Below are 14,996 nucleotides of genomic sequence, written 5' to 3'. Positions count from 1 at the left end.
CACGCACGGAAGATGCGCCGCAACGGGCTACAGCCAATGGTCATCATCGACCGCGACGACCAGTTCCCGGACGTTGCCGCTGTTCTGGTGGGGCGGGCGTTGTGGCGGTACCGCTCGGAACTCGCTCCGCCGTACCTGGTGACCGCACTCGTCGTCTCTGGGCTTGTTCTGCATGCCGCGCGCCCGTATTGGTGGCCGTACCTGCTCGTCGTCGCCACGGTGGCCGCGTGGGTGCTGGCCATGTTCGGTGACCGGTTCGGGCTTGCCCTGCGCATGGAACGGTTCTACGGCGCGGCCGTGGTCATCGGTGCCGGTGGGTGGCTTGCTGCGGTGACCGGACTCGGTATCGGGTTCTCGCCGCTCCCCCAGGTGCTCGCCCTGGGTGGCGTCGTGCTCGCCGTGCCCTGGTGGGTCCATCGGCGACGACGCGCCAAGGTGCGTGTCGATCGGCAGATTGCCGCATGGCCTGAAATCGCGCAGTCGATCGGGCTCGCTGGCTCACGCGCACAGTCCGCCGTCGCGGACGTGTGGGGATGGCGTGCGCGCTTCGCACTTGCGCGTGGCCAGACCATCCAGGACGTCACGGCGAAGGTGCCTGCGATCGAATCGGCGCTCGGGACCTTTCGCGGCGCGGTGCGTGTCTTCCCTACGCGCGACGACAAGGCCAATCGGTTCGAGTTGAGGGTGCTCAACACCGATCCCCACGCCGACGCGATCCCGTGGCCGGGGCCGTCCGTCTCGTCCATCGCCGAGCCGATCGACCTGGGGCCGTTCGAGGACGCGACGAATGCGCGCGTTCTGCTGCTGCGACGTCACGCGCTCATTGGGGGCGTGGCCGGCTCGGGGAAGAGCGGCGGGATCAACGTCCTGATGGGCAACCTCAGCGCATGTCGTGATGTCGTCATCTGGGCCATCGACCTCAAGCGCGGCATGGAGTTGCAGCCGTGGGCGTCCTGTATCGACCGGCTCGCCACGACCCCAGAGCAAGCCCGCGCCATGCTTCGCGATGCCGTGACAGTGCTTGAGGCACGCGCCGAGTGGCTCACGGCGAACGGGCGGCGTGTGTGGAATCCGGCGCCTGAGTACCCCGCGTTGGTCATCGTCGTGGACGAGTACGCCGAACTCGCCGATGACGCACCGGACGCAGCGAGCGACACGGACTCGATCGCGCGTCGTGGGCGTGCCGTGGCCGTGACGCTCATCGCGGCCACGCAACGTCCCACACAGAAGGCCATGGGCAAGGGTGCCGTGCGCTCGCAGATGGACGTCCGGGTGAGCTTCCGTGTCCGGGAGCGCAAAGACGTTGACCTCATCCTCGGGCAAGGGATGCTCAACGCTGGATGGCACGCCCACACCCTCAACGCACCCGGCAAGTTCCTGCTCTCCGCACCCGAACACGACACGCCCCGACGAGGCCGCGCCTACCTGCTCACCGACGAGGTGGTGAGCGAGGCCGCCCAACGGCACGAGGCTCTGCGTCCCGTCCTGGACGAGGTCTCGTGGCGCGCTCTGGACGCTGCCAGTACGCCAATCAGGCGGTCCGTCCCAGTGCCGCCCGTCCGGGTGACGCCGTCGAGGGAGGAGCACGCCGAGAGCGCCTTGAGGGAAGCTCTGGACAGCGCGCCGGACGAAGGGCTTCCGGTCGCACACCTGCGCATGATCACCGACATGAGTCGGCCGACCCTGTACCGGCGCCTCAACGAGTTGGTGAAGACCGGCCGCGCCGTTCAGGTCGGGCGGGGCCGCTACAAGGCGTCCGACCACAATCCGTGATCGTCTCAACGTCTCGTCTCACGCGCGCCTGCACGTAAAGAGGCGAGAGACGTCTGTGAGACGAGACGGAGACGAACACTCTCCGCAACCAAGGAGATGATCGCTCACCCACACCAGGCAGACGCCCGAGACGATCGCTCGGGCGAGAGGAGGTGGTGACCGTGCAGGCGTACACCGTCGAGCAAGTGGCCGAGATCCTCAACATCGGCCGGGACAAGGTCTACTTCCTGATCCGCACCGGCCAACTCCACAGCATCAAGATCGGCAAGCTGCGCCGCATCACTGACCGGCACCTCGCCGAGTTCGTCACCTCCCTCGAAGAGGCCAACCGCTGACACCCGCCCGAGAGGTCCGCGCGCACCCGCCGCGCGGACGTCTCGACATAGGGACGTCTTGGGACGTCTTGAGTTATCGTCGTAGCGAACCTCAAGCGACACGAGGGAGGGATCCGGTTGGCGAAGATCCTCATCGGCAAGTACGAAGCGACCATCTACCCGGAAGGCAACGGCTACACAGGTGCCATCTCGCTCGGCTTCAAGCCGGACGGGAAGCGGAACCGCCCCAAGAGGAAGGGCCGCACCAAGGAGATCGTCAAGACGAAGCTGCGAGAGCTTGTCGAGGAGATGGAGAAGGGGGTCAAGACAGAGCACAACTACTACGTGGAGGACGCGGTGAACGACTTCCTCACCGCGTTCGCCAAGTCCGGCAAGGCACCGGCGACGACCGAGGTCTACCGGTCACTCGCCACGCACCAACTCATCCCGTTCATCGGTGGGAAGCGCCTCAAGGAACTCTCGGCGGATGACGTCGAGACGTGGCTCAACGGGCGAGCGGAGCACCTCACCTCGTCCTCGCTCGGCATCGTTCACAGCATCCTCAAGCGCTCGATCCGCAGAGCAGCACGGCACGACAGGATCGGGCGCAACGTCGCCGAACTGGTGGACACACCGGACGGCAAGGAGGGGCGCAAGTCCCGCTCGCTGACCCTCGTGCAGGCGAAAGCCCTCTTGGACGAGGCACGCAAGCCCGAACACGACCTCGGCGCGTACATCATCCTCGCGATCGTCTCCGGCCTCCGCACCGAGGAACTCCGCACCCTCAAGTGGAGTGACGTCGATCTCGACAAGGCGACCGTCTACGTCCTGCGTGCCGACCGGCACAAGGGCGAGACCAAGACGACGCTGAGCCGTCGTGGTCTCGGCATTGCGGACATGGCGGTTGAGGCGCTCCGCAGTCTCAAGACGAGGCAAGCAGCGGAGCGCCTCAAAGCGGGCGAGACGTACCAGGATCACGACCTCGTGTTCTGCCACGTGGACGGACGGCCCTACGCCGCCCAACACGTCCGGCACCGGTTCGCCAAGGTGATCAAGGCGGCGAACCTCAACCCCCGCGAGTGGTGCCCGCGCGAGCTTCGGCACACGTTCGTCTCCATCATGAGTGACCACGACGTACCGATCGAGAAGATCAGCATCCTCGTCGGGCACTCCAGCACTAAGATCACCGAAACCATCTACCGTCACCAGCTCAAGCCCGAGATCCGCGACGGTGCTGAGCACATGAACGACATCTTCGCGAGCAGCACGACCGCCAAGTCCGCGTAGGCGTGTGGCTCCCGTGTTGGCTCCCCCGGACCCCCGAATGCCTTTGCTCGCTCCCCTACCTGCGGCGCGACAAGATCCACCCTCGCCCCTCACTTAGGGAACCGCTGAGCAACGCTTATGTCACTCTCTGTTCGGGCAGGTCAGGTCGCCTTCGTGCTTGCCGCGTATGCTCGCCGCCTGCGGTATCTGAGAAGGGGTTCTGTGAGCGAGAGCGTCACCAATGGCCAGGTCTGGGATCCGTTCGGGACGCTTCGGCGGGTCTTGTGGATCGGCGGCGGGCAGTGGGCCGGGAAGTCCACTGTGGCCCGGACGCTGGCCGGACGATACGGGTTGACCGCCTACCACTACGACTACCACGACGCCCGCGGTCACAACGATCGCCGGATCGCCCGTCGGGTCAGGCTCGGACATGCGACCGATGATCCGGACGGCGAGACCACCTGGGTCAACACCACACCGCAGGACATGGCCGCCGAAACTCTCGCCGGTTTCCCGGTCCGCTTCGAATGGGCCTTGGACGACTTGCGGGCCCTCTTTTCCGGTCGCCCCATAATCGCCGAAGGCTGGGGGTTGCGCCCTGAGTTGGTCGCACCGATCGTCGACTCGCCCCGGCAAATGGTCGTCATGGTTCCCACCGAGGCTTTCCGCGATCGACAATCGCGTGAACTCGCCCGGGCCGGCAGCGTCGGGCGTGACCTCAGCGATCCCGCTCGGGCCCAACACAACCGGCTCGAACGGGACCGTCTCGTCGCCGAAGACGCCGTGCGTTCCGCTCAGCGGCTCGGCATCCGTGTGATCGAAGTCGACGGAAGCCGCGACGCCGACGCCATCGCCGCCATCGTCGCCGATCACTTTGCTCTGCCGGCCTCAGAAGCTCGCACACTTTGAGAATGCATTCTCTTCTCCTTGGCTAGCTGGGCTGGGGCGGTCGGGGTGTGAGCTCTGGCGAGGCGGTGGTGTGAGCGTTGTTGTCTGCTTTTGATAGGCCGTTTCGCTGAGGGCAACGGAGCTCGGCGTGCCGGGAAGGACTCTGATCCGCACCTTTCGTTCGAGCGAGTTGTGGCGGAGCTGAGTTCCGTGACGACCGGGAACGCGGCCAACGTTGCTCGGCGCCGAGCTCCGCGTTCGCGATGTCGGTCTCGCGCCGGTGAGGACGCAATGTGATGGACGGGCTGACCGGTGCGTCGCCCTTGACTGCCTCGATGGGCCGGACCTGAGCGTTTCAGGGTGGATCCGTCGGCGCCCGCCTGCGGCGCACGGTGTGCGCAGGTTGTGACCACGACGACCCGGCGTCGAGCGCGGTGGTCGGTTCCAGGCCGTTCATCCTGGGCATCCGGACCTCGGGCCGAGGGCGGTGGGGGTCGTCCGCCGTCACCTCCGGTTCGTGGGAGGAGCGTGCCAGCGCCCTCACGACGACGCGGTGGGCGGCGAGGCTGGGCTTGGCGTTCAGGGTGGCCCGCGCGTCACCGGGCGGGGCGAAGCCCGGTTGTTCAGGCCGTGTGTGCGGGTGTCGGTGGCGTTCTCTCGGGCGGTCCGGGGCGAAAGCGCTGGGCGTCTCCTCGTGCGGGGTGGGGCGCGCTGACTGCGGGTGCTGTTCGTCTGGTCCCGCTGGGGTTGAGCGAGTGCTGATGGGGGCCGCTGCCCCTGAGTCCGGTGTGCGAACGGCCGGGTGGCGGGGCTTGGGCGCGCCAAGAAGAGTCTTCGTTACTCAGTGAATATGATTCATTACGCTCGGTAAGAAACCGGGCTGTAGGTCGGAGAACATGGAGGGACAGATGGACGTTGGACGAAGGCTCGGCACGGGGCTGCTGGCGGCCGCGCTGGCGGGGACGGCCCTGACCGTCGGGACGACGGGCGCCGGGGCGACGCAGCCGCCGCCGCACCCGAGGGGCGACGCCCAGCCTCAAGCCCAGCCTCAAGCCCAGGCCCAGGCTCAGCCGCAGGCCGAGCCGCAGCCGGAGGGCGAGGAGGAGGAAGGGCAAGGCCCCGGTGCCATCGAGGTCGGCCAGGAGGGCGACCAGGAGGCGATGGGGCGCCTGCTGGAGCGGGACGAGCAGCGCGTCCGGCTGTGCCGGGGGACGGTGGCCGTCGCCCACCTCAACGTGCGGACCGGCCCGGGGCTCAGGTTCCACAAGGTCGGCTCCCTCGCGCACGGCACGCGGGTCACCACGGACTGGGACACCATCCAGCGCCGGGACGGCTACCTGTGGGTGAGGCTCTACCACAGCACCCACTGGATCGCCGACTACAAGACCGGTGACGGCAACGGCAAGTGGTACGTGCGCTACTCGCACTGCTGACGGCCGGGGCGCGGCCGGTGACCCGAGCGCGGGGCACCGGCCGCGCCGCCGTTAGGGTCCCGGTATGGAACAGGTGCCGTTCACCGGCGGTGAGAAGGAAAGTCTGCGGGTCGCGCTCGACCGGCATCGGGACGCGGTGCTGTGGAAGCTGCGGGGGCTGGACGAGGAGTCGGCCCGGCGGCCGATGACCCCGTCGGGGACGAGCGTGCTGGGGCTGACGAAGCACCTGGCGGCGGTCGAGTACAGCTGGTTCTGCGAGACGTTCGGGCGCGAGACCGAGCCGCTGCCGCTCGACGACGACGATCCGGACGCCGACCTCAGGGTCGAGCCGGACGAGACCATCGCGGGGATCGTCGCGTTCTACGGGCGGGCGCGCGCCGCGTCCGACCGGGTGATCGAGGAGCTGGACCTGGAGGACACCGGGACGGCCTGGCACGGCGCGACCGTGTCGCTGCGGTGGGTCCTCATCCATTTGGTCGAGGAGACCGCGCGGCACGCCGGGCACGTGGACATCCTGCGCGAGCTCATCGACGGGGCGGTCGGCGACCACGACCGGGCGCCGGCCTAGGACGCGCGGGAGTGGCGGCGCCGGACGAGCCGCCGCGAACGCCGGGCCGGGGGCAGCCACCTGGTCCGGAACCACATCTGCACCTGGGCGCCGCCGAGGACGCTGCGGTGGATGCGCAGGTAGCCGCCGGTCGACTCGGCGGCGCGGCGGGCGATGTCGAGGCCGAGGCCGGTGGAGCCGGCGGCGCTGCTGCCGCGCCGCAGGGCGGAGTCCGGGTCGGCGATGCCGGGGCCGCCGTCGGCGACGAGGATGCCGGTGATGCCCTGCCCCTGGTGGAGGGTGACGACGAACCCGGTGCCCTCGGCGGTGTGCCGGAAGACGTTGCCGAGCAGGGCGTCCACGGCGGCGGCCAGCTCGGTGCCGGGGAGCGGTAGCGGCGCTGAATCCTGCACGCCGACCAGCTCGCAGGAGCGTCCCTCGTCCTCGGCGAGGACCGACCAGAACGCGACGCGGTCGCGCAGCACCTTGGACGCGTCGCAGCTGCCCCGCCCGGTCGGCCGCCGGACGGTCCGGATGATCTGGTCGACCTCGCGCTCGATGCGGTCGACGGCCTCGCGGGTCTGGTCGGCGACCGCGCCCTCGCCGAGCGCCTCGGCGTTCAGCCGCAGCGCGGCGAGCGGGGTGCGCAGGCGGTGCGAGAGGTCGGCGGCCATCTCGCGCTCGGCCGACAGGAGCTGGACGACGTGGTCGGCCATCGCGTTGAAGGCCAGGCCCGCCTCGACCAGCTCGGGCGGGCCGTCCGGCTCGATGCGCGCCGACAGCTCCCCGTCGCCGAACGCGGCGGCGGCCTCGGCGAGGCGGCGGGTGGAGCGGATCATGCGGGCGCCGAGCCGGTCGGCGACGACGACGGACCCGGCGACGAGCGCGGCGGCGACGGCGGTCATGACGAACCACGCCTTCCACACGCCGCGCGTGAGGTCCTCGTCGGGCACGAACACCTCGACGACGGCGGTGCGTCCCGCGTCCAGCGACACCGGTTGCAGGAGCGCGTAGCCGCCGGACACGCGGACGGTGGACGCGCGGCCCCGCCGGGCCGCCTCGGCGAGCTGCCCGGGGCGGGCGCCGGACCCGCCGCGCGGCCTCGGGACGAGCACGCCGTCCGGCATGTGCGCCGTCATCCGCCGCGCGGCGCCCGCCTGGGTGCTGGCGACGGCACGTTCCAGCGCGGCCGGGTCCTCGGTGACGACGAGGACGGGCCCGAGCGCGCTCGCCTGCCGCTCGGCGGTGGTGAGGGCCCGGTCCCGGGCGATCTCGCGGACGGTGAGCGCGAGCGGGATGAGGAACGCCAGCGCCACCATCGAGGTGACCGCGAGCGACACCAGGACGAGCGTCCGCCTCATGGGCGGGGTTCGGCCAGCCGGACGCCGACGCCGCGGACCGTGTGCAGGTACCGGGGCGCGGCGGCGGTCTCACCGAGCTTGCGGCGCAGCCACGACAGGTGCACGTCGATGGTCTGGTCGTCGCCGTAGGCCTGCCGCCACACCTCGGCGAGCAGCTCGCGCCGCGCGACGACCCGGCCCGGCCGCGCGGCCAGGTAGGACAGCAGGTCGAACTCGCGGCGGGTCAGCTCCAGCGGGGTGCCGTCCAGCAGCGCCTCGCGCCGGTCGAGGTCGATGTGCAGCCCGCCGACGGTCAGCTCGGCGGACGGCCCCGACCGCGCCGACCTGCGCAGGACGGCGGCGAGCCGGGCGCTCAGGTGCTCGGCGGAGAACGGCTTGATGAGGTAGTCGTCGGCGCCCGCGTTCAGCAGCCGGACGACCTCGGGCTCGTCGTCGCGCGCGGTCGCGATGATGACGGGCACGTCGGAGACGCCGCGCAGCATCTTCAGCACCTCGGCGCCGTCGAGGTCGGGCAGCCCGAGGTCGAGGATGACGACGTCGGGCGGCGACTGGGTGACCTCGCGCAGCGCGTCCATCGCGGTCCCGGCGCTGCGCACGGCGTGGGACCGGGCGCTCAGCTCGCGGATCAGGGCGGTGCGGACGTCCGGGTCGTCCTCGACCACCAGCACACTCGGCATGGCGGAACCGTATGCCACCATGTGCCCATGCGTCGCGCGATGTCGTATGTTGCGCCCTGGGCCGCGGTGACGGCGCTCGCGGTGACGCTCTCCTGGCTCGGCGTGCGCGGCGTCGTCCGCGACACCGTGTCGGAGCGGTCGGCGCGCCCGCCGATCGCCGGTCCGGTGATCCACGCCAGCCCGTCGGTGCCGACGAGCGTCGGGTCGCCGGCCACGCGTCCGACCGCCGCGGCGGGTGAGGACCGGGCGCCCACGCCGACGCGGCCGCCGAAGTGGAGCGGGAACGACGCGCCGCGTCCGCCCGGGGACGTGCGCAGCTACGCGACGCGCGGCGGGCAGGCGGCGGTGTCGTTCGGCGGCGGACGGGTGCGGCTGGTGTCGGCGACGCCCAACCCCGGCTACGAGACGCGGGTGACGGAGGCGAGCGGCTGGCTGCGCGTCGACTTCCTCACCCAGGAGCGCACGTCGTCGGTCGTCGCGTCGTGGCTGGAGCGTCCGGCGACGGTCAAGGTGTACGAGTACTGACGGCGCCCCCAGGGGTGCGGCGTGCCGGGACGCAGCCCACGGTAGATTTTCCGGGGAGATCTCCCCGGAGGAACAGGAACGCCAGTGTCCGAGCAGCCCCCGCCGCAACCCGGTGCCGACGCCCCGCCTCCTCCGCCCGGGTCCGCCGGGCCCGGGGCGGACACCCCGCCTCCTCCGCCCGGCGCGGACGGTCCGCAGCCTCCGCCCTATCAGGGCGCCTACGGATACCAGGGCCACCAGGGCGGCTACCAGGGGCCGCCGCCTCCCGGCGGGCCCTACCCGCCGCCTCCCGGCGGGCCCTACGACCCGCGGTGGGGCTACGGCCCGCCCGGCGTCCCCTACGGGCCGCCGCCGCAGATGCAGAGCAACGACCCGACCTGGGCGATCTTCTCCTACCTCGGGACGCTGCTGGTCGGCTTCCTCGCGCCGCTGATCATCTACTTCGTGAAGATGCGGGACTCGGCGTTCGTCCGCTTCCACGCCGCGCAGGCGCTGAACTACCAGATCACGCTGCTGATCCACATCCTGGCGGTCGCGGTGGTCTGCGTGCCGCCCGCGATCATCGCGAAGAACCCGGCCTTCCTGATCCCGCTGATCCTCCCCTATCTGGAGGCGCTGATCGCCCAGTGGGTGTTCCTGATCCTGGGCGCGGTGAAGGCGGGCAAGCACGAGTACTACCGGTTCCCCACGTTCTTCTGCTTCCGCATGATCCGATGACGCCGGTCCGCCGCGGCCCGCTCTAGTCGAAGGCGCAGACCGCCGCGGTGGCGTCGTCGTGCGGCTTCCCCCGGGGCCAGCGGACCGCCCGCGGGTCGGTGCGCTCGGCCTCCCGCGTCCGCGCGATCAGCGCGGCCGGGCCCGGCCCCGCCGCCAGCTCCGCCAGCGCGTCCCAGCCGATGAGCTGGAACCGCTCGGCGAGCCGCGTCGCGCCGTCGGTCAGCAGGAACGCGCGCCGCAGCTCCGGTACGGGCACGGTGCCGGTGATCGCCGCGTCCGCCACGGCCGGGTCGGCCGCCGCGAACGGCGCCCCGGCGGAGATCCGGGTGAGGCCGCCCGGACCGTCCAGCAGCAGGGTCGAGTCCGCGAGCACGAGGTAGTCGACCAGGTCGCCGCGCACCCGCAGCGCGACGACGGTCGCCGCCGGGGTGGTCGGCACCGCGAGGTCGCAGGTGGCGCGGTGCGACGCCGCGACATCGGAGATCGCCCCGGCGAGCCGCGCCACCAGCGGCCGGCCCCCCGGCCGGTGCGCCCCCTCGGGCGGCCCGACCGGCTGACCGGCGGGCGGCGCCCCGCCGATGCCGTCCAGCATCCGGGCGAGCAGCCGCGTGCCGAGCGACCGCGCGTACCACGCGGTGCCGTGCGCGCAGCCGAGTTCGGTGCCGAGCGGCAGCCCGCATCCGTCCAGCACGACGACGGCCCCGGCCGCCGCGGCGACGAAGTCCTCGTTCCCGCGCTCGGCGCTGCCCTCATCCGTCGCCCACTCGACCCTCATCGCGCTCCCGCCCTCCGGCCGCCGCCACCGTCCGGCATTCTGGCAGCCCCGGCGCGATCCGGTCCGGCGCGGCGATCAGACGAGCACGACCCGGTCCTCCACCTGGGCGACCGCGCGGACCGGAGCGCCGTCGGCGCCCGCCAGCGCGAGCGGGAACAGGTACACGGTGACGGCGCGGCCGCCGGCCTGCGCGTCCAGCAACCGGTCGAGCCCGGTGAGGTTCTCGGCGATGACCGCCCCGGCACCGCACAGGACGCGGTGGGCGGCCAGTGAGAAGTCCTCGGAGCCGGGCGGCGGCGTGCGGTCGACGCTCAGCGCGTCGATGCCGACGGTGCGGACGCCCGCGGCGACGATCGCCTCCGCCGTCTCCGGCGCGGGATAGGGATGCGCGAGGTAGCCGTCGCTCCCCCAGTGCTCGGACCAGCCGGTGGCGATGAGCAGCACGACGCCCGGCGCCAGGCCGCCCGGGAGCGCGGCGGGCGGGATCGGCGTGCGCGGCGGGAGCCCCCGCGCGTCCATGACGAGGGCGGGGCCGGTGAAGCGGGTCAGGGGCAGCTCGTCCAGGCGCGGGAGGGCGTCGTCGATGTGGAAGGGCGCGTCGACGTGCGTCCCCGACTGCGAGCCCATGTGCAGCCGCAGGACGTTCACGCCGGACTCCCCGGCCGTCAGCGCCGGGACGGCCTCGACCTCCGGATCGCCCGGGTAGACCGGCATTCCCGTGGTCACCGGCACGGACAGGTCGAGCAGATCAACGCCCATGCGGACGATTATCCCGCGTGCGCGCCGACCCGATAGCGTGAGGCGCGTGTTGCCACATGTGACAGCCATCCGGTACGTGACGCCGCTGCGCGAGGGCGGGTCGCTGCCGGGCGTCGTCGAGGCCGACGACCTCGGCACCTACGTGATGAAGTTCCACGGCGCCGGGCAGGGCCGCAAGGCGCTGATCGCCGAGGTGATCGCGGGCGAGCTGGCCCGCCGGCTCGGCCTGCGGGTGCCCGACCAGGTGCTCATGGACCTCGACCCCGCGATCGGACGGCACGAGCCCGATCCCGACGTCCAGGACCTGCTGAAGGCGAGCCCGGGCTGGAACCTCGGCGTCGACTTCCTGCCGGGCTCGCTCGGGTTCGACCCGCTCGCCTGGCACGCCGACCCGGGGTTCGCCTCGCGGGTGCTGTGGTTCGACGCGTTCATCGGCAACGTCGACCGGAGCTGGCGCAACCCGAACATGCTGGTCTGGCACCGGGACGTGTGGCTGATCGACCACGGCGCCAGCCTGATCTTCCACCACGCGTGGCGGAACGCGACCCGGCTGTTCTCCGGCCCCTACGACGTCGACGACCACGTGCTCACCCCCTACGCGACCGAGCTGGAGGCCGCCGAGGCCGACCTCGCGCCGCGGATCACCGAGCCGCTGCTGCGCGAGGTCGCCGCGCTCGTGCCCGACCCCTGGCTGGAGGGCGAGCCCGGTTTCGAGACCCCCGACGCGCTGCGCGACGGCTACGTCGACATCCTGCTCCCGCGCGCCGGGAAGCCGCGCGACTGGCTGCCCGACCTCGACATCGGCGACCGCGGGCGGCGGAGCGCGCCGCGGCGCGGGCCGAACCGCCCCGGCTGGCTGGGCGGTCCGGCATGACCAACATCAGGACGGCCGCCGAGCCGACGGTCTTCGAGTACGCGGCGCTGCGGGTGGTGCCCCGCGTCGAACGCGGCGAGGCGATGAACGTGGGCGTGGTGGTCTACTGCCGCGCGCTGGACTACCTCGCCTGCCGCTCCCACCTGGACGAGCCGCGCCTGCTGGCCCTGGACGCCTCCCTCGACCTGGACGGCGTGCGCTCGGCCCTCCACGGCGTGGACGCGGTCTGCTGCGGCGGCGAGCGCGCGGGCCAGGCCGCGGCGGAGGCGCCCGGTGCGCGCTTCCGCTGGCTCACGGCCCCGCGCAGCACGATCGTCCAGCCCGGCCCGGTGCACGCGGGCCTCACCGACGACCCGGCCGCCGAACTCGACCGCCTCCTGGACCTGCTGGTCCTGACCCCCAAATAGCCCGAGGGGCCGGATGACGGACCTCAGCCGTCAGGCGAGCGCGTGACCGAGCGGTGGGGCGACGCCGAGGGCGAGCCCCACCGCTCGGAACGCGAAGCGATGGGATCGGCTCAATCCCATTCCCAGCGGATGCCGTGGAAGCCCGCGGCCATGCCGAACTCGATGAAGTGGACGCTGTGGTAGCTGGACATCCGCAGGTCGGCGGAGTCCTTGAGGGCGGTGTGGCCGTCGGGGCGCCACGTCCGGTAGACGCGGGCGGGCAGCATCGCCGGGTGGAAGCGCACCTCGATGAGGAACTCGTGCTGGGGGGTGCGGAAGCCGCGGCCCTCCTCGGTGACGACCGGGCCGGTCTCGTCGAACCCGAAGCCGTACTCCAGCAGGTAGGTCTCGCCGCGCCCGAGGGCCCGGTCGAACAGCAGCTCGGCGGCGATGAGGCCGCTCGCCTCGTCCATCCGGACGCGGCCGAAGCGGCAGCCCCGGGCGGTGCGCGAGGACGGCAGGATGCCCTGCGGGTGGTGGTAGATCGCGATCCACCGGTCGACGCCGCGCTGCTGGGCCTGGAAGACCGCGCGGGTGCGGACCTCCAGCAGTTCCCGGCGGCGGCCGATGACGTGCTGGTCGTGGAGGCTCAGGCCGGTGAGCTGGCGCTCGCCGCGGTCGCCGATCTCGTCCAGCAGGTCCTTCACGCCGGGTTCGGGGCACAGCTCCTCGATCGGCAGCCAGGGCCCGGCGGAGCGCTCGGCGGTCGGTTTCAGCAGCGTGAGCAGCGAGTGGCGCGGCAGCTCCAGGATCACCTCCAGGCCGCGGACGGCGCGCAGCGAGTCGGCGCGCTCGGGCCGGGTCCGGCCCCGCTGCCAGTAGCTCAGCGTGGACAGGCTCACCGCGATGCCCTGGTCCTCCAGGCGCCGCCGCAGCGACTCCAGGCTCAGACCGCGCGCCTGGATGGCCGCGTGGAGGGCCACGTTGAACGGCCCGTACTGGAGTACCTGAAGGAGGTCGTCCTCCGTTACGCTCTGCACAGTTCGGCCTCCGGATCAGCTCCGGCCGGCCCCCGTAACGGCCCTGACACCTTGCAATTGCACATCCAGCGCTCACTGTAAGGCCATCCGGGCGCCGATTCCAACAGGCAAAGTGTCACAACAAAATCCCCCGTCGGCCGCGGGCGGGGGCGACGGAGCGCTGACTCGCGCCTCGGCGGGCATCTCGCCGGGGCGCCCATCTGGGGTTTCTTTTGTTCAGCGGCAGGCCCGGCGCGCCTTCGGACGCGCCGCCGCCGATGCTGCCGGTCCCTCCGTTTCGGCGTGGCTGAGGTCAGGGCGGAGCCGGGTGCGGGGGGGCTTCGACGCTGAAGCCTGCGCTCCGTGTCGGGGCGCCGGGGCCGTGGAGTGGCCGGGCTCACGAAGCGCGAACGCGTCGATACTCAGCCAGCACGCGAGAGAACGTCAATGTTTTCGACGCGTCCGAAAATTCAGTGTGAACGCGGGGCCGCGCCTCCCGGGGCCGTATTCGGCCGAAACCGCACGTCAGCGGTATGCGATCAGTGCCATCCCCTGATCAGTGCCATTCCCATTCGATGCCGACGATCCCCCGCCGGACGTTGCCGACCGCGAGGTTCGCGCTGCCCGACGTGCCGATCCACAGCTCACCGAGCCGCCGCCGGGGCGCGCCGGAGGTGTCGGCGGTGAAGCCGTAGCAGCGCGCGGGCAGCCGCCCGCCCTCGAACTGGATGATCGCGACGTAGTCGTGGACGGGATGGGAGAAGCGCCGCTCGTAGCCGTCGGCCGACCAGCCACCGCCGCCGCCGATGCCGACCGTCCCGGCGCCGGCCTGCGCGCCGTCGGCGGGGCCCAGCTCGTACTCGACCACCGCCGTGTCGCCCGCCGCGAGCACCCGGTCGAAGACGAGCTCGAAGGCCATCAGGCCGTCCTCGGCGCGGATCCGGCCGGGCCGGCAGTACCGCACGCCGGTCAGCTCCACGTCGCCGCCCGCGCCGCCGCCGAGCCCGCCGCCGGAGAGGCCACCGGACTCGCTCCCGGCCGCCGGCGCGCCCGCCGGGGCCTGGCCGTCCACCCCGGAGTCGATCTTGGCGGGGCCGGTCTGGTGGACGCAGACGACGCGGTCGATGTCGTCGCCCGCCGCGCGCAGGACGGTCCGCACCGACAGCGTCCAGGTGCGGCGGACGTCGTCGAGCCGGTAGACGTCGTGGATGCCGAGGCGTTCGAGCCGGTGGTCGCCCGAGCGGTCGAGCTGGGCGACGAGGAAGGCGTAGCGGTCGGGGTCGGGCCACAGGTCGCCGGCGGCGCGGCCCCGGTCGCCCGCGCCGACCGTCCCGGCGGCGAGCCCGCCGCGTCCCGGTCCGCCGCGGACGGGCGGGGCCGTCGGCGTCGGGTCGTCCAGCAGTTCGGTCAGCGTCCCCGCCGGGACCTGGAGGATCTCCTCCAGCGTCGTGACGACCGCGCGCGAGCGGGGTCGGCTGCGGCCGCGCTGCCAGTAGCTCAGCGTGGCGACGCTGACCGTCAGGCCACGCTGGCCGAGCCGGTGACGGATTCGCTCCAGCGTCAGCCCGCTCGCCTGGATGGCCTGCCGCAACGCACCGGCGAACTCCACGGGCGGATGGTACCCGTCCAGCGGGCCCGCGTCAGGCTTCCGGGCGTACCTGGCACGCGAAGACAAACCGGGC

Annotated in this window: 16 protein-coding genes; 10 read left to right on the top strand and 6 right to left on the bottom strand. The window is 72.0% G+C overall.

Features of this window, described 5'->3' with window-relative positions:
- The first annotated feature begins 36 nt into the window (after positions 1-36).
- The 6 genes from KLI87_RS37335 to KLI87_RS37310 all read left to right on the top strand — a co-directional run bounded on the left by KLI87_RS37335 (position 37) and on the right by KLI87_RS37310 (position 6,242).
- Positions 37-1,773, top strand: coding sequence for an FtsK/SpoIIIE domain-containing protein (locus KLI87_RS37335; RefSeq protein WP_250904628.1), 1,737 nt, complete (start codon positions 37-39; stop codon positions 1,771-1,773).
- A gap of 155 nt (positions 1,774-1,928) precedes the next feature.
- Positions 1,929-2,108: a helix-turn-helix domain-containing protein gene (locus KLI87_RS40735; protein ID WP_151544195.1), complete on the top strand. Its 180-nt coding sequence runs from the start codon at positions 1,929-1,931 to the stop codon at positions 2,106-2,108.
- A 117-nt stretch (positions 2,109-2,225) separates the two neighbouring features.
- A complete protein-coding gene (gene xerC / locus KLI87_RS37325) occupies positions 2,226-3,374 on the top strand; it encodes a tyrosine recombinase XerC (protein ID WP_214620770.1) in 1,149 nt (382 codons plus the stop codon).
- Between the two features lie 201 nt (positions 3,375-3,575).
- Positions 3,576-4,262 (top strand): hypothetical protein, encoded by a 687-nt coding sequence (locus tag KLI87_RS37320; protein ID WP_214620769.1) that lies wholly within the window; start codon positions 3,576-3,578, stop codon positions 4,260-4,262.
- An 887-nt stretch (positions 4,263-5,149) separates the two neighbouring features.
- A complete protein-coding gene (locus KLI87_RS37315; protein ID WP_214620768.1) occupies positions 5,150-5,674 on the top strand; it encodes an SH3 domain-containing protein in 525 nt (174 codons plus the stop codon).
- Between the two features lie 64 nt (positions 5,675-5,738).
- Positions 5,739-6,242 carry a DinB family protein gene (locus KLI87_RS37310; RefSeq protein WP_214620767.1) on the top strand — a complete coding sequence of 168 codons (504 nt, stop codon included), beginning with the start codon at positions 5,739-5,741 and terminating at the stop codon, positions 6,240-6,242.
- Here KLI87_RS37310 and KLI87_RS37305 read toward each other — a convergent pair.
- The gene (locus tag KLI87_RS37305) at positions 6,239-7,582 is read right to left on the bottom strand and encodes a HAMP domain-containing sensor histidine kinase (protein ID WP_214620766.1); all 1,344 of its coding nucleotides are present in this window, start codon (positions 7,580-7,582) and stop codon (positions 6,239-6,241) included. The two genes, KLI87_RS37310 and KLI87_RS37305, sit on opposite strands and share 4 nt — an antisense overlap.
- Entirely contained in the window at positions 7,579-8,259 is a 681-nt protein-coding gene (locus tag KLI87_RS37300) for a response regulator transcription factor (protein WP_156221145.1), read from the bottom strand. The genes KLI87_RS37305 and KLI87_RS37300 overlap by 4 nt, the downstream gene beginning before the upstream one ends.
- A gap of 27 nt (positions 8,260-8,286) precedes the next feature.
- Between KLI87_RS37300 and KLI87_RS37295 the strand changes: the two genes are divergently transcribed.
- Both KLI87_RS37295 and KLI87_RS41770 read left to right on the top strand, forming a co-directional pair.
- The gene (locus KLI87_RS37295; protein ID WP_214620765.1) at positions 8,287-8,784 is read left to right on the top strand and encodes a hypothetical protein; all 498 of its coding nucleotides are present in this window, start codon (positions 8,287-8,289) and stop codon (positions 8,782-8,784) included.
- An 84-nt stretch (positions 8,785-8,868) separates the two neighbouring features.
- On the top strand, positions 8,869-9,501 hold the full coding sequence (locus KLI87_RS41770; protein ID WP_214620764.1) for a DUF4870 domain-containing protein: 633 nt from the start codon (positions 8,869-8,871) through the stop codon (positions 9,499-9,501).
- Positions 9,502-9,523: 22 nt separating this feature from the next.
- Here the strand turns inward: KLI87_RS41770 and KLI87_RS37285 are convergent, their stop codons facing one another.
- Together KLI87_RS37285 and KLI87_RS37280 are read right to left on the bottom strand one after the other, a co-directional pair.
- Positions 9,524-10,276 carry an integrase gene (locus KLI87_RS37285; protein WP_214620763.1) on the bottom strand — a complete coding sequence of 251 codons (753 nt, stop codon included), beginning with the start codon at positions 10,274-10,276 and terminating at the stop codon, positions 9,524-9,526.
- A 75-nt stretch (positions 10,277-10,351) separates the two neighbouring features.
- The gene (locus KLI87_RS37280; protein ID WP_214620762.1) at positions 10,352-11,035 is read right to left on the bottom strand and encodes a cyclase family protein; all 684 of its coding nucleotides are present in this window, start codon (positions 11,033-11,035) and stop codon (positions 10,352-10,354) included.
- 46 nt (positions 11,036-11,081) lie between these two features.
- On the opposite strand from KLI87_RS37280, the gene KLI87_RS37275 reads away from it, so the two are divergent.
- Positions 11,082-11,909, top strand: coding sequence for a HipA family kinase (locus tag KLI87_RS37275; protein ID WP_214620761.1), 828 nt, complete (start codon positions 11,082-11,084; stop codon positions 11,907-11,909).
- Entirely contained in the window at positions 11,906-12,316 is a 411-nt protein-coding gene (locus KLI87_RS37270) for a DUF3037 domain-containing protein (RefSeq protein WP_214620760.1), read from the top strand. Before KLI87_RS37275 ends, KLI87_RS37270 begins: the two co-directional genes overlap by 4 nt.
- Positions 12,317-12,426: 110 nt before the next feature.
- Here the strand turns inward: KLI87_RS37270 and KLI87_RS37265 are convergent, their stop codons facing one another.
- Both KLI87_RS37265 and KLI87_RS37260 read right to left on the bottom strand, forming a co-directional pair.
- Positions 12,427-13,335 (bottom strand): hypothetical protein, encoded by a 909-nt coding sequence (locus tag KLI87_RS37265; RefSeq protein WP_156221154.1) that lies wholly within the window; start codon positions 13,333-13,335, stop codon positions 12,427-12,429.
- Positions 13,336-13,870: 535 nt separating this feature from the next.
- A complete protein-coding gene (locus KLI87_RS37260; RefSeq protein ID WP_214620759.1) occupies positions 13,871-14,923 on the bottom strand; it encodes a helix-turn-helix domain-containing protein in 1,053 nt (350 codons plus the stop codon).
- Positions 14,924-14,996 lie beyond the last annotated feature (73 nt).

The organism is Actinomadura sp. NEAU-AAG7 (assembly GCF_018603865.1).
GTDB classification, from domain to species: domain Bacteria; phylum Actinomycetota; class Actinomycetes; order Streptosporangiales; family Streptosporangiaceae; genus Spirillospora; species Spirillospora litoris.
Note: the sequence above shows the minus strand (reverse complement) of the source record. Positions and strands in the feature narration are given on the sequence as shown.

What these genes read in the sequence shown, in the direction of transcription:
- KLI87_RS37315 (WP_214620768.1), top strand. Translation starts at nt 5,150, where the DNA reads ATGGACGTTGGACGAAGGCTCGGCACGGGGCTGCTGGCGGCCGCGCTG.
- KLI87_RS37295 (WP_214620765.1), top strand. Translation starts at nt 8,287, where the DNA reads ATGCGTCGCGCGATGTCGTATGTTGCGCCCTGGGCCGCGGTGACGGCG.
- KLI87_RS37300 (WP_156221145.1), bottom strand. Translation starts at nt 8,259, where the DNA reads ATGCCGAGTGTGCTGGTGGTCGAGGACGACCCGGACGTCCGCACCGCC.
- KLI87_RS37270 (WP_214620760.1), top strand. Translation starts at nt 11,906, where the DNA reads ATGACCAACATCAGGACGGCCGCCGAGCCGACGGTCTTCGAGTACGCG.
- KLI87_RS37310 (WP_214620767.1), top strand. Translation starts at nt 5,739, where the DNA reads ATGGAACAGGTGCCGTTCACCGGCGGTGAGAAGGAAAGTCTGCGGGTC.
- KLI87_RS37335 (WP_250904628.1), top strand. Translation starts at nt 37, where the DNA reads ATGGTCATCATCGACCGCGACGACCAGTTCCCGGACGTTGCCGCTGTT.
- KLI87_RS37280 (WP_214620762.1), bottom strand. Translation starts at nt 11,035, where the DNA reads ATGGGCGTTGATCTGCTCGACCTGTCCGTGCCGGTGACCACGGGAATG.
- KLI87_RS37305 (WP_214620766.1), bottom strand. Translation starts at nt 7,582, where the DNA reads ATGAGGCGGACGCTCGTCCTGGTGTCGCTCGCGGTCACCTCGATGGTG.
- KLI87_RS37285 (WP_214620763.1), bottom strand. Translation starts at nt 10,276, where the DNA reads ATGAGGGTCGAGTGGGCGACGGATGAGGGCAGCGCCGAGCGCGGGAAC.